This is a genomic window from Neorhizobium sp. DAR64860/K0K1, from assembly GCF_050500205.1.
Taxonomy (GTDB): Bacteria; Pseudomonadota; Alphaproteobacteria; order Rhizobiales; family Rhizobiaceae; genus Neorhizobium; species Neorhizobium soli.
The window spans coordinates 1,035,767-1,052,616 of sequence record NZ_CP191459.1 but is presented as its reverse complement, the minus strand read 5'-3'; the positions used below and the strand labels follow the sequence as shown (position 1 = coordinate 1,052,616).

General features: G+C 60.5%; 17 protein-coding genes. 13 read left to right on the top strand and 4 right to left on the bottom strand.

Annotation, left to right across the window (positions count from 1 at the left end; genetic code table 11):
* Nucleotides 1–155 precede the first annotated feature (155 nt).
* The 3 genes from ACQY1J_RS09800 (at nucleotide 156) to ACQY1J_RS09790 (ending at nucleotide 4,114) form a co-directional block, all read left to right on the top strand.
* Nucleotides 156–2,504, top strand: a complete 2,349-nt coding sequence (locus tag ACQY1J_RS09800; RefSeq protein ID WP_430251324.1) for a TonB-dependent hemoglobin/transferrin/lactoferrin family receptor — start codon at nucleotides 156–158, stop codon at nucleotides 2,502–2,504.
* Between the two features lie 142 nt (nucleotides 2,505–2,646).
* Complete coding sequence (locus tag ACQY1J_RS09795) at nucleotides 2,647–3,168, top strand: TIGR00645 family protein (protein WP_082472017.1); 522 nt, start codon at nucleotides 2,647–2,649, stop codon at nucleotides 3,166–3,168.
* A 226-nt stretch (nucleotides 3,169–3,394) separates the two neighbouring features.
* Nucleotides 3,395–4,114 carry a helix-turn-helix transcriptional regulator gene (locus ACQY1J_RS09790; RefSeq protein WP_062455631.1) on the top strand — a complete coding sequence of 240 codons (720 nt, stop codon included), beginning with the start codon at nucleotides 3,395–3,397 and terminating at the stop codon, nucleotides 4,112–4,114.
* A 21-nt stretch (nucleotides 4,115–4,135) separates the two neighbouring features.
* Here the strand turns inward: ACQY1J_RS09790 and ACQY1J_RS09785 are convergent, their stop codons facing one another.
* The 3 genes from ACQY1J_RS09785 to ACQY1J_RS09775 all read right to left on the bottom strand — a co-directional run bounded on the left by ACQY1J_RS09785 (nucleotide 4,136) and on the right by ACQY1J_RS09775 (nucleotide 7,087).
* Complete coding sequence (locus tag ACQY1J_RS09785; protein WP_062455628.1) at nucleotides 4,136–5,326, bottom strand: DUF2333 family protein; 1,191 nt, start codon at nucleotides 5,324–5,326, stop codon at nucleotides 4,136–4,138.
* 111 nt (nucleotides 5,327–5,437) lie between these two features.
* Complete coding sequence (locus ACQY1J_RS09780; RefSeq protein ID WP_430251323.1) at nucleotides 5,438–6,376, bottom strand: hypothetical protein; 939 nt, start codon at nucleotides 6,374–6,376, stop codon at nucleotides 5,438–5,440.
* A gap of 129 nt (nucleotides 6,377–6,505) precedes the next feature.
* Nucleotides 6,506–7,087, bottom strand: a complete 582-nt coding sequence (locus ACQY1J_RS09775) for a thymidine kinase (protein WP_062582867.1) — start codon at nucleotides 7,085–7,087, stop codon at nucleotides 6,506–6,508.
* Nucleotides 7,088–7,280: 193 nt separating this feature from the next.
* Between ACQY1J_RS09775 and ACQY1J_RS09770 the strand changes: the two genes are divergently transcribed.
* From ACQY1J_RS09770 to ACQY1J_RS09750, 5 genes are all read left to right on the top strand, one after another.
* Nucleotides 7,281–8,228, top strand: coding sequence for a choline ABC transporter substrate-binding protein (locus ACQY1J_RS09770; protein ID WP_430251904.1), 948 nt, complete (start codon nucleotides 7,281–7,283; stop codon nucleotides 8,226–8,228).
* Between the two features lie 146 nt (nucleotides 8,229–8,374).
* Entirely contained in the window at nucleotides 8,375–9,250 is an 876-nt protein-coding gene (gene choW / locus ACQY1J_RS09765) for a choline ABC transporter permease subunit (protein ID WP_062455618.1), read from the top strand.
* Complete coding sequence (choV, locus tag ACQY1J_RS09760) at nucleotides 9,247–10,320, top strand: choline ABC transporter ATP-binding protein (protein WP_062582860.1); 1,074 nt, start codon at nucleotides 9,247–9,249, stop codon at nucleotides 10,318–10,320. The genes choW and choV overlap by 4 nt, the downstream gene beginning before the upstream one ends.
* A gap of 103 nt (nucleotides 10,321–10,423) precedes the next feature.
* Nucleotides 10,424–11,200, top strand: a complete 777-nt coding sequence (locus ACQY1J_RS09755; RefSeq protein ID WP_430251903.1) for a HugZ family protein — start codon at nucleotides 10,424–10,426, stop codon at nucleotides 11,198–11,200.
* A gap of 114 nt (nucleotides 11,201–11,314) precedes the next feature.
* Entirely contained in the window at nucleotides 11,315–11,635 is a 321-nt protein-coding gene (locus ACQY1J_RS09750) for an ArsR/SmtB family transcription factor (RefSeq protein ID WP_062457893.1), read from the top strand.
* 163 nt (nucleotides 11,636–11,798) lie between these two features.
* Here ACQY1J_RS09750 and ACQY1J_RS09745 read toward each other — a convergent pair whose 3' ends face one another.
* Nucleotides 11,799–12,641 (bottom strand): alpha/beta fold hydrolase, encoded by an 843-nt coding sequence (locus tag ACQY1J_RS09745; protein WP_430251322.1) that lies wholly within the window; start codon nucleotides 12,639–12,641, stop codon nucleotides 11,799–11,801.
* Between the two features lie 140 nt (nucleotides 12,642–12,781).
* On the opposite strand from ACQY1J_RS09745, the gene ACQY1J_RS09740 reads away from it, so the two are divergent.
* From ACQY1J_RS09740 to ACQY1J_RS09720, 5 genes are all read left to right on the top strand, one after another.
* Nucleotides 12,782–13,231 (top strand): ArsR/SmtB family transcription factor, encoded by a 450-nt coding sequence (locus ACQY1J_RS09740; RefSeq protein ID WP_430251321.1) that lies wholly within the window; start codon nucleotides 12,782–12,784, stop codon nucleotides 13,229–13,231.
* Nucleotides 13,228–13,761, top strand: a complete 534-nt coding sequence (locus ACQY1J_RS09735; protein ID WP_430251320.1) for an SRPBCC family protein — start codon at nucleotides 13,228–13,230, stop codon at nucleotides 13,759–13,761. The genes ACQY1J_RS09740 and ACQY1J_RS09735 overlap by 4 nt, the downstream gene beginning before the upstream one ends.
* A gap of 71 nt (nucleotides 13,762–13,832) precedes the next feature.
* Entirely contained in the window at nucleotides 13,833–14,249 is a 417-nt protein-coding gene (locus tag ACQY1J_RS09730) for a GFA family protein (RefSeq protein WP_430251319.1), read from the top strand.
* A 155-nt stretch (nucleotides 14,250–14,404) separates the two neighbouring features.
* On the top strand, nucleotides 14,405–15,502 hold the full coding sequence (locus ACQY1J_RS09725; protein WP_113110774.1) for a carboxynorspermidine decarboxylase: 1,098 nt from the start codon (nucleotides 14,405–14,407) through the stop codon (nucleotides 15,500–15,502).
* A 53-nt stretch (nucleotides 15,503–15,555) separates the two neighbouring features.
* Complete coding sequence (locus ACQY1J_RS09720) at nucleotides 15,556–16,797, top strand: saccharopine dehydrogenase family protein (RefSeq protein ID WP_113110775.1); 1,242 nt, start codon at nucleotides 15,556–15,558, stop codon at nucleotides 16,795–16,797.
* Nucleotides 16,798–16,850 lie beyond the last annotated feature (53 nt).

Sequence of the window (16,850 nt, the reverse complement as noted above, 5' to 3'; positions counted from 1 at the left end):
TTACACTCAGATTCAAACTTGACTCATTTAGTTTAGATTTCTAAGGCTTTTTGCGGGGCTTCTGCTTCGGCGGAAATCAAACAATCCGAACGTTACCCGGACGCAGGCTATCGCCGCGCCCGATGTCTCTGCATGTCTTTTTGAGGGGAACCACCATGCCTACCCGTTCGTCGCGGCATCGCCATCTCTACGCCGGAACTGCCGCACTTCTGCTGATCACGGCCGCGCCGCCGGCATGGGCGCAAGAGACTGCCCAGACCGCCGCTGGAACGACCGCCGCTGGAACGACCGCCGCTGGAGCGACCGCCGCGACCCAGGTTGCCGATGGCCAGGATACGACCGCCCTGAAGCCGATCGTGTTGCGCGACGGGACTTACGTCGGCAAGTCCGACTCGCCGCTGACCGAAACGACAGATCGTCAGGTCATCCAGGACCGGATGGTCACCGATTTCAAGGATTTCTCCCGTCGCGTCGATGCCGGCGTCACCTTCAACCGGCAGAGCCAGAGCATCAACATTCGCGGTCTGCAAAACGAGCGCGTCCTGACGACGATCGACGGGATCCGCCAGCCCTGGCTGAGCGACCCGCGCGATAGCGCCCGTGGCGGCAACAACGCCTTCGATTTCGACACGCTTTCGACGATCGATATCACCAAGGGTGCCGATTCGAGCCGCGTCGGATCCGGCGCCCTCGGCGGCGCAGTCCAGCTCTACACGATCAATCCGGAAGACCTGATCGAGGACGGCCGTAATTTCGGCGCCCTGACCAAGAGCACCTATGACAGCGCCGACCGCAGCCTTGGCAACAATGCCGCCATCGCCGCACGACACAATGACAGCTGGTTCATGCTCCAGGGCGGCTACAAGCGCGGCAACGAGACCGATAACGAGGGCGACATCGGTGGTTACGGCACCACCCGCACGGAGGCCAATCCAGGCGATTACTGGCAGCGCAACCTGCTCGCCAAGTTCCACCAGTATATCGAGGGCGGCCATCGTTTCGGCCTGACCGGCGAACTCTTCAACAAGGAGATCGACAGCGACAACATGCGCGGCACGACAACGAGCTACCAGCAGGGCACGCTGAAGAGCGGCGAAGAGGTCGATCGCAAGCGGCTGTCGGCATCCTACGACTTTACCTCCCCCAGCGGCGGCGACATCGTCGATCAGGCGAGCATCATCACCTACTGGCAAAAGCAGCGACTGAACAACACGACGGACGGGTTCCGCCTTACCGACCCACGCGGCTCAATCATTCCCGGCGACCCCTTCTTCTACGGCTCCCCAAGCGGTATCTACAGCCGCGACAACCAGCTGACACAGGATAGCTACGGCATCTCCGGCAGCGCCTCGAAGGAACTGACCATCGGCGGCGTCAGCCACGAATTCCGGTTCGGCGGCGAGCTCTCCTGGCAGAAGACCTATCAATACTCCTCCGGCGTCGACAATTGCCCTGATGTCGACTGGACGACCATCCCGCAACCCTTCGGTCCCCAGTCCTGCCGCATGCTCCATTCCAATTCGTCCGATATGCCTGACGTCGACGGGATGATCCTCGGCATGTATGCCGAAGACGACATCAAGTTCTTCGAGGACCGCCTGACGGTGACGCCCGGTGTGCGCTTCGACTGGTACGATTACGATCCGAAATCGACCGCAAGCTTCGAGGACAGCCCGAACTACGATCCGGCCTATCTCGAAAGCAACAATGATTTCGGCATCTCGCCAAAACTCCGTTTCGGCTGGAAGGCGACCCAGGAACTGGAACTGTTTGCCCAGTATGCCCGCGGCTTCCGCGCGCCGACCGCGACCGAGCTTTACCAGAATTACGGGGCTCCGGGCTCCTATGCCCGCATCGGCAATCCTGATCTCGAAACCGAAACCAGCAACGGCTTTGAAATCGGCGCCAAATACGACGCGGCCGACTATTCGTTCAAGGCGACCGCCTTCAACAACTACTACAAGAACTTCATCGACACGGTCACCATCGCGCCTCCAGGCGGTGAGTACCCGGTCGGCGGCATCACCGGCTACGAAAACCTCAACCACGTCCGCATCTACGGCATCGAGCTGGGTGGCGAATGGCGCTTCGATCCACGCTGGCGCACTTGGGGCTCGTTTGCCTATTCGCACGGCAAGGATACCGATACCGGCGACTACCTGAACTCGGTCGCGCCGCTGCGCGCCATCATCGGCCTTGGCTATTCATCCGAGACCTGGGGCTCGGACGTCTCGCTGACGCTTGCCGCCTCCCGCCACAAGGTCAGCGGCACCGGCTTCGAGGCACCCGGTTACGGCCTCGTCGACACAACCGTCTGGTGGGCACCCGAAAAGGTCGGAAGCATTGATCTGACCGGCCTCAAGGTTCAGGCCGGCGTCTTCAACGTGTTCGACAAGAAGTACTTTGACGCGGTCAGCGTCCCGGACGGCGTTTCGGCTTCGGCGCAGGACTTCTACAGCGAGCCCGGCCGCAGCTTCAAACTGTCGGTGACCAAGAAGTTCTGATCCCTCCCCGACGATCGCCCTTTGATCCTGGACGCCGCATTCCCCGTAGGGGGTGCGGCGTTTTCGTCAGGATAGGCATCTTGCACCGGTTTTCGGCCCAGCTTATGGGAATCTCCAGCGCCTGCAACGGAGAACGGCCCCCATGAAATCGCTGGAACTGCTTGTCGAGAAGATCATCCTCTCCAGTCGCTGGCTCCTCGTCGTCTTCTATCTGGGCCTGGTTGCCGCACTCGCCGTCTACGCGCTGTCTTTCATGTTCAAGTTCTGGAAAGTCGCCAAGGAAGTCTTCACGCTGAGTGAAGCCGAAATGATCCTCGCCATGCTGGGTCTCATTGATGCGGCACTCGTTGCGAGCCTGATCGTGATGGTGATGATCTCTGGTTACGAGAACTTCGTTAGCCGCTTCGACGAAACGGAAGCCGACGTTTCGTTCCTCGGCAAACTGGATGCCGGAAGCCTCAAGATCAAGGTCGCCTCCTCCATCGTTGCCATCTCGTCGATCCATCTCCTGCAGATCTTCCTCAACGCCAACCAGTACTCGGATACCACGCTGATGTGGTACACGATCATCCACCTCACCTTTGTGGTCTCGGCCGTCATGCTCGGCTGGCTGGAGAAGATCATGGCGACGACAAAGGCCCACAAACACGAAACCAAGCTTTGACCGACTCAGCGTCTAAATCACCCCGGATCAGGCCGGACCGGTGATTGACGAACCGCAAAAGTGCTTGCGAATGAGCCCATCTCGGCGATACATGAGACAAATATAACAGTATCTCGGAAAATTACTCCACACGGGGGCTTTTGCTCACTTTTCCGCTGGATTTACAAAGCGATTAGTATATTTGTTGCGCTTAACATAATAACCATTCACTTTTTTCGAAGCTAATATGATCACGCTGGAGCGGCAATCGATCCTCAACGGCGAAATTTCTGCAGCCTACTCCCGTGCGGAGATTTCGACGGTCTTTGAACGGGCCACACGCGAATTTGGCTTGCGCCATTTCGCTCTGGTCAAGCTTCCGCCTGCAAGCGAGACGCTTCTGTCCCGCATCATCGTCGAGACCAATCTTCCCAAGGACTATATCCGCGAATTCGATCGACTGCGGCTGCTGCCACGCACCCGGATGGCGGATGCCACGAGCGGCTGGTCGCTCCCGGACTGTTGCTGTCTCGATGATCGCAACTCGCCTGGCCAGCTCCCGCCGGACCTGATCGCCCTGCGCCGTCAGTACGGCATGATCACCAGCGTGGCCATGGCGCTTCATTCGGTCGATGGTACCGGCTTCCGCATCCGCATGTCGGGAGATCGTCCGCGCCTGACCCAGGCGGAACTGAACGAAATCGGCATGGTTATTTTGCACGCCTTCGCGGTGTTCGATCGCATCCGCCGATCGGAGCAGGCATCGACCTTCGGGCCGCTGACCACGCGGGAACTTGAAGTCGTACGCTGGACGGCACAGGGCAAGACCTCGTCCGAAATCGGCAAGATCCTCTCCCTCTCCGATCACACGGTCAACGCCTACATGACCAACGCCATCAAGAAGCTCGATTGCGTCAACCGCACCCAGCTTGTGGCAAAAGCGCTGAGACTGCGGCTCATCAGCTAGCGCTGCTGCAGCCGCACCGTCTTACCGATCCAGTACGCCGCGCACTTCAACGAGGTTGGAGCGCACCATCAGCGTATGGAAGCCCATCACCGACAGATGGCTCGGCATGATCATCCCGTCTTCCGCCCCATTGGACACGATCGACGGCTGGATGCGAAGTGCTGCGCGGAAACGCGACAGCGTCTCGTTCCAAAGCTGCGTCAGGTTGCGCTCGCGGATGACCTGCGAGAAGTCGGCACCGGCGGCGGAAAGCACCGCGTAATAGCCATAGAGCTGGCCATAGGCGAACCAGAAACGGTCGTCGGCACGGGTATCGAACCAGCCGGCCGCATGGTTTTCCGACCGGTCGCGCAGGATCGCCGCTGTAGCACCAAGATCATTGGCGATCCGGTCGACGAACTGCACGAGATTGTCGGAGCGGCTGTCGAAGGTCGCGTTGCAGGCGGTGAGATCGGCGTTGAAGGCGCGCAGCTTTTCGATCGCGGTGCGATAGTAGCTCGGCGTCGGCGTTTTGAAGCCAAACGGATCGACACCGAAATACCAGGAATACTCATCAAACTGCAGGTTGCCGCGGGCATCCTGTAGGTTGGTGTTGACACCCGACGTGCCACGCACGCGGCCGAGCGTATCGACAAGTTCGCTGGACGTGCGTCGCACCGCCTGGTTCACGCCGCGCTGGAACGAAGCCTTGTTGTCGAGAAATGGCGTGTTGTCCCAGCTGATGCCGAAGAAGCCGAGCCGGTAGAGCAGCATGGACGAGATCCACGCATTCTGGTTCACGTTGGCGTCGGTCAGATCCGCCGCCGCATCGACGATCGCCGACGACTGGCACTGGCGGGCAGCCACAACAGGCGCGGCGGGCACCGGAGAAGACGCGGCCGTCCCGTTCGAAGTTTCGGCAGCAGCAGCCGCCACGGGCGCCGTCGCAGGAAGGTCCTGGCCGGCCGGCACGGTGCGCTCATTCCAGCGATAGGCATCGACAAAGCTCGGGTTGAACCCGGTCCAGATCTGGGTCTGCACGAAGAAATAGCCGTAAAGACCAAACAGGATAACGAGGAATGCCAGGATCGGCGCCTTCACCATCAGGTGCCGCTCGCCATACCAGCCGTGAGCGGCGCGAAACGGCCAGACGATCCCGGCGACGAGCAGTCCGATGCCCCTTGCGATCGCCTTGCCCAGGGTCTGAAGTGAGGCCTTGAGCCGATCGAGCATCCTGTTCTCCTGTCTGTGGGGCCGATAGGTCCGCCCGGTTGTTCCAACAGATATGGTTCCGCAAGCAGGCAAACAACCGCGCTGCACAAAAATCGGCAGCGGAGCACGGGTTTACGATCGCAGATAGCCGCCAAACGGCCAGTGCGGCATCCTCCAACGCCCGTCCCTGGCGCTCTTCACAGCCGTCACCTCTCCAGGCTCGCTCCCATCGGTCACGGACACCGGATCGGTCTCCGCCTTCGGCAGGAACCGGTCGGCAAAGGCCTGTTGCGCCGCCCGCTTTGCTTGCCCGGCACCGGAGGCCCGCCAGGCACTCTCGGCAAATACCCCTGCTACCGGAACACTGTAGGGGAGAAGACCCTGCAGCGGTGGATCGCGCTGCCAGAGCGCCTGATGAACCGCCAGCAGGTCGCCGGTGTCGAAAAGCACCTTGTGGCGCAAGATATTGAGCGTCATCACGCTGGCGTTCATCCGGTCGGTTATACCGTTCATCAGCCGGAAAAGGCCTTCCGTCCGGCCCACCGCGTCGGGTTTGGACAGATCCTCGCCCATCAACCCGCGCACCAGCTCCCTGCGGTGGTCGGCAAGGTCGAGAAGCCCCCTCTCGAACCGGTAGCGTCCCATCATCAGCGCGACACGTTCCTTGTCGAGCAGCGTGTAGAAAGCATTTCCGACATCGAGGAGCTGCTTCACGGGCTCGATGCCCGTCCTGTTTTGCCCCGAACGTTGACCGGACCATTTCGTGGTCCAGCCGAGTATGCGCTTCAAACTGGTGGGCTCGACAGGATCGTCGAAGGTCTGCCGCAGCCTCGTCACCGCATCGCCGAACGCGCCGACCGCTTTGGCGAGATCCGCCTGCAGGCCGTCGCCCATCATCGCCACCCGTGCCTGCCGCTCGGCCTCGGCTTCGAGGTCTGCGACATCTGGAACGTGTCTGTCCTTCACCCCTCGCGAAAGCATCGCTTCGGATGTGGCGAGCTCGTCCCACATTGCCTGAAACGCCGTCGCGATCCGGGATATTTCCTCGTGAAATCGCCGGTAATCTCCCATGTCCTGCCCTCCCCAAAGCACTCCCGGGGCCATGCCACCGTCCGGGAGAATTTCAAGGTATCACAGGCTGGAAAAATCGCTACGGCGTTTCAACGCAAACGGGAACAGTGACAGTCTTCGCGTCGCCGCTTACCAGCAGCGCATCTTTTCTTCCCAGTGCCGACGGCAAAGCGAGACGTAGCGGTCGTTACCGCCCACCTCAACCTGTGCGCCTTCGCGAAGCGCCTCGCCATCGGCATCCACACGCACGACCATCGTTGCCTTGCGCCCGCAATGGCAGATCGTGCGGACTTCACGCAGTTCGTCGGCAATCGCCAGCAACTCCTGCGACCCCGGAAACAGCTTTCCGCGGAAATCGGTCCGCAGACCATAGGCCATGACCGGAATGCCGACGCGGTCGGTGATGCGGGCAAGCTGCCACACCTGCTCGGAGGTCAGGAACTGCGCCTCGTCGATAAAGACGCAGGTCAGCGGCTCTTGCCCATGCAGCTTTGAGATCTCCGCATAGAGATCGTCCTCTGGGCTGAACGGGATCGCATCGGATGACAGGCCGATTCGCGATGCAACGCGCCCCTGGCCGCCCCGGTGGTCGAAGTCGGCGATGAAGATTGCCGTGCGCATGCCGCGTTCGCGGTAGTTGTAGGATGCCTGCAGCAGCATGGTCGATTTGCCGGCATTCATCGTCGCGTAATGGAAGTAAAGCTTGGCCATGCGGCTTTGTGATGCCGATCGGCATCGAAGAAAAGCGCCGCCACGCAAAACCCACAAAAAATACGCGAACGACCCATCAATCGGCGCCTTGTCGCAAATGGTGGCTTCAGACGCCGTGATGCACAAGCTTGCCTGTTTCGGAGAGATATTGATAAGGTTGGGCATGATTTTAATGGGGAGCATAAAAATGACCATGACCGTTTCGACCAAGACCATTCTGGCCGCCGCCGTCTCCATGATGGCGCTGAGCGGAGCTGCTTCGGCCGCCGAGCCGGCAAGCTGCGGCACCGTCCGTTTCTCCGATGTCGGCTGGACCGACATCACCGCCACGACCGCCACCGCCTCCGTCCTTTTGAAGGCGCTCGGCTATGAGACGGATGTGAAGGTGCTTTCGGTGCCGGTCACCTATTCGTCGCTGAAAAACAAGGATATTGACGTCTTTCTCGGCAACTGGATGCCGACCCAGGAAGCCGACGTCCGGCCCTTCCTCACCGACAAGTCGGTCGAATCCATCGGCCCCAACCTCGTCGGCGCCAAGTACACGCTGGCAACCAATGCCAAAGGCGCCGAACTCGGAATCAAGGACTTCAAGGATATCGCAGCCAAGGCCGATGCTTTGGGCGGCAAGATCTATGGCATCGAACCCGGCAATGACGGCAACCGCCTGATCCTCGGCATGATCGAGAAGGACACATTCGGCCTCAAGAAGCTGGAAGTGGTGGAATCTTCTGAACAGGGCATGCTGGCCCAGGTCGCCCGCGCCGACAAGGCCGGCGAACCCGTCGTCTTCCTCGGCTGGGAACCGCATCCGATGAACGCCAACTTCAAGCTGACCTACCTCACCGGCGGTGATGACGTGTTCGGCGCGAATTTCGGCGGCGCCGAAGTCTATACCAACGTCCGCGCCGGCTACACGCAGGAATGCCCCAATGTCGGCACCTTCATCAAGAACCTGAAGTTCTCGCTGCCGATGGAAAACCAGATCATGGGCGGCATCCTCAACGACGGTGAAGAGCCGGAAGCAGCGGCGACCACGTGGCTGAAGGCCAATGGCGCTGCGATCACCCCGTGGCTTGCCGGCGTCACCACCAAGGACGGCAAGCCAGCCGAGGCCGCGGTCAAGGCCGAACTCGGCCTGTAAGACGCGTCGCAAACCGGCGAATGCCGGCGGTGTGATCCTCGGGCCCGTCCCGAGGATCCGCTGACGTTGGTAGACCATTGGGGGCGCCCTCGAGGGTAACGCTTTCGCTCCTTGAATCACCCTTCCAGACGAGGCAGGCACGCGACGTGAACTGGCTAACCAACTCGCTCCCGAACTGGCTTGTGGATTCCACCGGCAAGATCCGCCTTGGAAACTGGGCGAAAGATGCGGTCGACTGGCTGACCACCAATGCCGACTGGTTCTTCAACTGGCTCGCCACCGTGCTGTCGGCGGTCATCGATGCGATCCTGTACGTGCTGCAGGGGCCGAACCCCTTCGTGCTGATCGCCATCGTCACGGCGCTCGCCTTCTGGCTGAGACGATCCGTCTCGATATCAGCCTTCACCGCAATCGGTCTGTTGCTGATCTATAACCAGGGCTACTGGAAGGAGACGACGGAGACGCTGGCGCTAGTGCTTGCAGCCACCGCCGTCTGCATGGCGGTCGGCATTCCGATCGGAATCGCTGCCGCCCGTCGCCCCTGGCTCTACGAAATCCTGCGGCCGATCCTCGACCTGATGCAGACCATTCCCACCTTCGTCTATCTCATCCCGGCGCTCATTCTGTTCGGCCTCGGCATGGTGCCGGGCCTTATCGCAACCGTCATCTTCGCCATCCCCGCCCCGGTCCGCCTCACCCGCCTCGGCATCATCTCGACGCCCGGATCTCTGACCGAAGCAGCCGTCGCCTTCGGCGCGACGCCGTCGCAGGTCCTGCGCAAGATCGAGCTCCCTTACGCAATGCCGCAGATCATGGCAGGCCTTACCCAGACAATCATGCTGTCTTTGTCGATGGTGGTAATCGCAGCGCTTGTCGGTGCCCCCGGTCTCGGCGTACCGGTCGTGCGCGCGCTCAACACCGTCAACATCGCCCGCGGCTTCGATGCCGGCTTCTGCATCGTCATCCTGGCGATCATTCTCGACCGCATGTTCAGAACGGCAGAACCGGGAGGCAAGTCATGACCGACGCGATGAACCGGACAGCGCCTGCCGCCGTCACCTTCTCGAATGTCGATATCATCTTCGGCAACAACCCGGAACGGGCTGTCAAACTGCTCGACCAGGGCATGACGCGCGACCAGATCTCGGAAGAAACCGGGATCGTGCTCGGTGTCGCCGATGCCACGCTGTCGGTTCGCGAAGGCGAAATCCTGGTGCTGATGGGCCTGTCCGGCTCGGGCAAGTCGACGCTCCTGCGCGCCGTCAACGGTCTGGCGCCGGTCGTGCGCGGCGCGGTCAGCGTTGCCACCCCGTCCGGACCGGTCGATCCCTACAAAGCCGGCACCCGCACCCTGCGCGATCTTCGGATGCACACGGTTTCGATGGTCTTCCAGCAGTTCGCGCTGCTGCCGTGGCGTACCGTCGCCGACAATGTCGGCTTCGGGCTTGAACTCGCCGGCGTCGCCGAACCGGAGCGGCGCAAGCGCGTCGACGAACAGCTGGAACTCGTCAACCTCAGCCAGTGGGCGGATCGCAAGGTGGGTGAACTCTCCGGCGGCATGCAGCAGCGTGTCGGCCTTGCCCGCGCCTTTGCCACCGGCGCGCCGATTCTGCTGATGGACGAACCGTTTTCGGCGCTCGATCCGTTGATCCGCACACGCCTTCAGGACGAGCTGCTGGAATTCCAGCGCCGCCTGAAAAAGACCATCCTGTTCGTCAGCCACGATCTCGACGAGGCTTTCCGCATCGGCAACCGCATCGCCATCATGGAAGGCGGCCGTATCGTCCAGTGCGGCACCCCGCAGCAGATCGTCCAGGCACCTGCAAACCAGTATGTCGCCGATTTCGTCCAGCACATGAACCCGATCAGCCTGCTGACCGCCGGCGACGTGATGCGGCAAGGCGTAACCGCCGATGCCGGGGCGCCGCCGGTGTCGGCAACAGCGAAGAGCACCACGCCGCTGGTCGACATCATGGATGCGCTGGCCCGCCAGAGGGGATCGATCGCGGTCGTCGATAACGGCGCCGTCGTCGGCGCGATTACGGCTGACGACGTGATTGCAGGTCTGACACGCCACCGACGCCGGACTTGATGCAAATCAAGGCGGACTGACACTCGTTTGTTAATGATCTGCTGTTATAGAGATTTGAAATTTAGAACTGGTGAATATTTTGACCGACGAGCTGCAGGGCGCAATGACGGTGAGACAGGCTCTTCCACCGACCTCTGCGCAGGAACCTTCGAAAGATAAAAGCGTGTTGCGCGACACGGATGAGGAAGCACGCAACCTTGCGCGGATGCTGGTGCGCGGCGCCCGTCACATGGCGCTTGCGGTGCTTGATCCCGCAAGCGGTTTTCCCTCCGCGAGCCGCGTGCTGACCGGAACCGATCTCGATGGCGTGCCGGTGATTCTCGTATCGGCGCTGTCGGGTCATACGAAGGGATTGGCAGGCGATCCCCGCTGTTCTCTACTCGCCGGCGAGACCGGCAAGGGCGATCCGCTCGCCCATCCGCGAATCACCGTTCAGTGCATTGCGGAAAAAGTGGAAAGGGATAGTCCCGTCCATCTGCGCATCCGCCAGCGGTTCCTGGACCGTCATCCGAAAGCAAAACTCTATATCGACTTTCCGGATTTCTACTTTTTTCGCCTTGTTCCGCAGTCGGCCTCGCTCAACGGCGGCTTTGGCAGGGCCTATGCCTTGAATGGCAGCGACCTTGTCATCGCGAACCCTGGAAGCGGCGAGGAATGGAGTAATTTCTCGCGCGATATCAGGGAGTTGACGGACGAAGCGAACAGCCTTGCCGCACGGCTCGGCGCAAAGAATGCTGGTCAATGGCGGTTCGTCGGTGCAGATAGCGCTGGGCTAGATCTGATCGCCGGCGACACATTGCTGAGACATGAGTTCAGGACGTTGCAATCGTCCCCCGAGCACGCGTCCCAGTATATTTTCAATATGTCTAAAACAGTGTAGTCGACTACCCAAAATCTAGGGATATACAACTTTGATGTCTGCTGGTTTAGTCAGTTCCAGGGACTACGGCATTACCGGAGCACGGCATGCTCAGGAAGAGGGGATAGAGATATGATGGAAACGATGCCACTTTCAGACCACTCGAATGCAGCAGCGAATTTGCTGTCTGCGATGGCAAATCCAAAGCGGCTGATGATTTTGTGCTGCCTGGTCAAGGGCGAAGTAGCTGTGGGGGCACTGGCTACTCAAGTTGGCCTGAGCCAGTCTGCACTGTCACAGCACTTGTCCAAGCTGCGCGCGCAGAAACTGGTGAAGACGCGCCGCGATGCGCAGACGATCTATTATTCGAGTTCCGCGGACTCGGTTCTCAAGGTCCTGTCGACGCTTGAAAACATCTACTGCATCCCGGCTGAGACGAAATCTGCAGCCGCCTGAAATCTTGTCCGCTGCATGACGCGGCGGGTCAGAACGCATCCACACAGCGTTGCCGGCATGGCTGGTAGCATTTTTTCTTTTTGAAATTTGCTTTGTAAGATTTTTTGAAACCGATGAAATCTCTGGAAATGGCTCGTCTCGCGACGAGCCATTTCTGTTTTGACTATGCCTTGAAGAACGCCAGCAGATCCGCGTTGATGAGATCGGCATGCGTCGTCGCCATGCCATGCGGCAGACCTTCGTAGACCTTGAGCGTGCCGTTCTTCAAAAGCTTGGATGACAGCATCGCCGAATCGGCGATCGGCACGATCTGGTCGTCGTCGCCATGCATGACGAGAACCGGCAGGTCGATCGCCTTGAGGTCTTCCGTGAAGTCGGTTTCCGAAAATGCCTTGATGCAGTCATAGTGGGCCTTGGTGCCGCCCATCATGCCCTGACGCCACCAGTTGCGGATGACGCCCTCGGAAACCTTCGCATCGTCGCGGTTGTAGCCGTAGAACGGTCCGGTCGGGATATCGAGGAAGAACTGCGCCCGGTTGGCCGCCTGTGCGGTACGGAAACCGTCGAACACAGACAGCGGCAGGCCGCCGGGATTGCTGTCGCTCTGTACCATGACAGGCGGCACCGCACCGATCAGCACGGCCTTGGCAACGCGGCCCTGCGGCTGGCCGAATTTCGCGACATAGCGCGTGACCTCGCCGCCACCCGTCGAGTGACCGACATGGATGGCTTCCTTGAGGTCCAGATGCGCCGCCAGTTCGGCAACGTCTGCCGCGTATGTGTCCATCTCGTTGCCGGTATCGGTCTGGCTGGAACGGCCGTGCCCGCGACGGTCATGCGCGATCACGCGGTAACCCTGGTCGAGGAAGAACAGCATCTGGGCGTCCCAATCATCGGACGAAAGCGGCCATCCATGATGGAAGACAATCGGCTGGGCGTCCTTGCTGCCCCAGTCCTTGAAGTAGATCTGCGTGCCGTCGCTGGTGGTGATGTAGCTGCTGCTCATGGCTTACCCTCGATTGATCTGACAGGTGAGAGGTGAACGTCTGCATTTGGCTGACCGGTACATCGGGCAGCGCCTGCAGATTATGATTCCCTCTCGCTTTTGCAACTCTTGATAAAAGCCAGAACCGGACATTCAACAATATGGTTGACAATTGCGGCGAAGGCTCTAAATTAAACCTTATGGTTGAATTAACGGAACATCAGATCGATGCGGTTTTTCAGGCTCTGAGCGACACCACGCGCCGGCAGATGCTGACGGCTCTTGGAAGCGGTGGGCAGACTGTCGGACAACTGGCAGCCCCCTACGACATGTCGCTGGCAGCCGCGTCGAAACACATCAAGGTCTTGGAGGCAGCCGGGCTGGTCCGTCGGGAAATTCAAGGCCGTACGCATCTCTGCCGCCTATCGCCAGGCCCGCTCGCCGCCGCCCACGAATGGCTGGCCTTCTACGAACGCTTCTGGACCGCCCGCCTCGACACGCTCGACCGGCTGTTGCGCGAGGACGATGCGATCAAGACCACCGGCCCGCAAGGCGAGGCCACCACCAAAGCCGAAGGAAAACCGCACAGCAAACCGGGAGACGATCAATGACCGACATGACATCGTTGAGCAGGCACGCCTTCATGACAGAACCCCTCGCCCTGACGATCCAGCGCAAGCTACCAGGGCCGATCGAACGCATCTGGGACTATGTCACCGACAGCGATCTGCGCCGCCAGTGGCTTGCGTCCGGCACGATGCCGAGCCAGCCGGGCAGCACGTTCGAGCTCGTCTGGCGCAATGATGAACTCAGCGATGATTCCGCCGGCCGCCCGGAAGGCTTTCCCGAAGAACAGCGCATGCAGAGCGAGATGATCGCCTTTGAAGCGCCCCACCGGGTGGTCTTCTCCTGGCCACCTTCAGGCGAGGTCTCGATCGAACTGCAGGCCGTCGGCAAGGATGTTCTTCTGACCCTCACCCACCGCCGCATTTCCGACCGTCGTAACATGGTCATGGTCGGCGCCGGCTGGCATGCCCACCTCGACATCCTCGAGGTCAAGGCAGCGGGCAAAAATCCTGCCGCCTTCTGGCCCGCATGGCTTCGCCTGCGCGAGGAATACGAAGCCATCGTTCCCGCCTGAGATCCTCTAGCGACCACACCCCGCCCCGGCGCGAGCCTCAGGCACCGGCAACCAGAAATGGAGCAGCGTCCATGCATGAACCCTTTACCGGCGGCTGCACCTGCGGCGCCGTCCGTTACACCGTCACCGGCGAACCCGTCGCCATGGTCGATTGTCAGTGCCGTCAGTGCCAGCGCGAAAGCGGCACCGGCCACACGTCCAATCTCGTCTTTGCCGGAGCGACGGTGACGATCGAGGGCCAGCCGAGTCACTGGGAAGCAACAGGCGATGGCGGCGCCGTGAAAAGACGCGCCTTTTGCCCAACCTGCGGCGCGCCCGTCTCCATGACCTTTCCGGCCATGCCGGACATGTTTGTCATCCGCGCAGCAAGCCTCGACGCACCGGACCAATATCGGCCGCAGATGATCACGTGGACCGACGCGGCCCAGCCGTGGGACCACCTCGACCCGGCCCTCGCGCGCTTTGCGAAGATGCCGCCTGCAGCCTGACGCGAGGCAAACGGAACCGTCTCTGTCTCTGTCAAAGGGCTGCCAAACCGCGGCCCTTTCGACAATCTTGGCCCTCGGGTCTTGAAGATGACAGCCGCCTGAGGCAATAGGCGCCATACGCTTTCCCTAGACCGTCACGAGGCCGACCGCACGATATGCTCCAGACACCCTACTACCTCATCGACAAGTCGAAACTTCTCCGCAACATGGAGAGGATCGCCGCTGTTCGCGAGACGTCGGGCGCCAAAGCATTGCTGGCGCTGAAATGCTTTGCCACATGGTCGGTGTTCGATTTCATGCGCGACTATATGGACGGCACCACCTCCTCGTCGCTCAACGAAGTCCGCCTCGGCCATGAGCGCTTCGGCAAGGAAACCCACGCCTATTCCGTGGCGTACGCCGATTACGAGATCGACGAGGTCGTTTCGCACGCCGACAAGATCATCTTCAACTCGATCGGCCAGTTGCAGCGTTTCGAAAACCAGTCGTCGGGCATCACCCGCGGCCTGCGCCTCAACCCCGGCGTCTCCTCGTCCACCTTCGATCTCGCCGATCCCGCCCGCCCCTTCTCGCGACTGGGCGAATGGGACCAGAAGCAGGTCGAGCCGGTCATGGACCTGATCTCCGGCTTCATGATCCACAACAACTGCGAAAACGGCGACTTCTCGCTGTTTGATCGCATGCTCGGCGAAATCGAGCAGAAGTTCGGCCCCCTCCTGAAGAAGGCCGAATGGGTCAGCCTCGGCGGCGGCATCCATTTCACCGGCGACGACTACCCGGTCGACCTGTTTGCCGAGCGCCTCAAGCGCTTTTCGGGCGAATACGGTGTCCAGGTCTATCTCGAACCCGGCGAAGCCTCGATCACCCGCTCGACGACGCTGGAAACCACCGTCCTCGATACACTTTACAACGGCAAGAACCTTGTCGTGGTGGATAGCTCCATCGAAGCGCACCTGCTGGATCTTCTGATCTACCGTGAAAACGCAAAGGTTCATCCAAACCAGGGACCGTATCGTGCCATGGTCTGCGGCAAGTCCTGTCTTGCCGGGGATATTTTCGGCGAGTTCGATTTTCCGAATGAACTGAAAGTTGGCGACCGCATTTCCTTCCAGGATGCCGCCGGCTACACGATGGTCAAGAAAAACTGGTTTAACGGCGTGCAAATGCCGGCAATCGCCATCCGTGAACTGGATGGCAGCCTCAGGACGGTCCGCGAGTTCGGCTACGCGGACTACGAACAAAGCCTATCCTGAGCACAAAGCTCAGCGGCTTCTGACGATTGGACTTGAAGGAACTCGTCCCCACCATGAAAAAGAACGTACTCATCATCGGCGCCGGTGGCGTCGCCCAGGTCGTGGCGCACAAATGCGCCCAGAACAACGACGTGCTCGGCGATATCCATATCGCCTCCCGCACCAAGTCGAAATGTGACGCCATCATCGCCTCGGTCCACGACAAGAAGGCGATGAAGGTAGAAGGCAAGCTCGAAGCCCACGCGCTCGACGCCCTCGACATCGAAGCCACCAAAGCCCTCATCAAGGCGACCGGCAGCCAGATCGTCATCAACGTCGGCACCGCCTTCCTCAACATGTCGGTGCTGCGCGCCTGCATGGATACCGGCGTCGCCTATATCGACACCGCCATCCACGAAGAGCCGAACAAGATCTGCGAAACCCCGCCGTGGTACGGAAACTACGAGTGGAAGCGTGCGCAGGAATGCGAGGAAAAGGGCATCACCGCCATCCTCGGCGCCGGCTTTGATCCGGGCGTCGTCAACGCCTATGCCCGCCTTGCCAAGGACGACTATCTCGACAAGGTCACCGACGTCGACATCGTCGACATCAATGCCGGCAGCCACGGCAAGTATTTCGCCACCAACTTCGATCCGGAAATCAACTTCCGCGAATTCACCGGTGTCGTCTACGCCTGGCAGGGCGGCGAATGGACCGTCAACAAGATGTTCGAAATCGGCAAGGACTACGACCTGCCGGTCGTCGGCACCCGCCGCGCCTATCTCTGCGGCCATGACGAAGTGCATTCGCTGGCAAAGAACATGGATGGCGCCGACGTGCGCTTCTGGATGGGCTTTGGCGATCACTACATCAACGTCTTCACCGTCCTGAAGTCGATCGGCCTTCTCTCGGAGCAGCCGGTCAAGCTTGCCGACGGTTCCGAAGTCGTGCCGCTCAAGGTCGTCAAGGCCTGCCTGCCCGACCCGTCGTCGCTCGCGCCGGAATACGAAGGCAAGACCTGCATCGGCGATTTCGTGAAGGGCATCAAGGACGGCAAGGAACGCACGGTGTTCATCTACAACGTCGCCGACCACAAGGAAGCCTATAACGAAGTGGGCTCCCAGGGCATCAGCTATACCGCGGGCGTTCCCCCGGTCGCCGCCGCCATGCTGGTGGCATCAGGTGAATGGGATGTGAAGAAGATGGCAAACGTCGAAGAACTGGCGCCAAAGCCTTTCCTCAACATCCTCAACAAGATCGGCCTGCAGACCTGCATCCGCGACGAAAACGGCGAACGCGAGCTGCATTTCGACTGAGATCGAAACATCAGCCCTTCAAGCATCAAAAAAGCCCGCGAGCAATCGCGGGC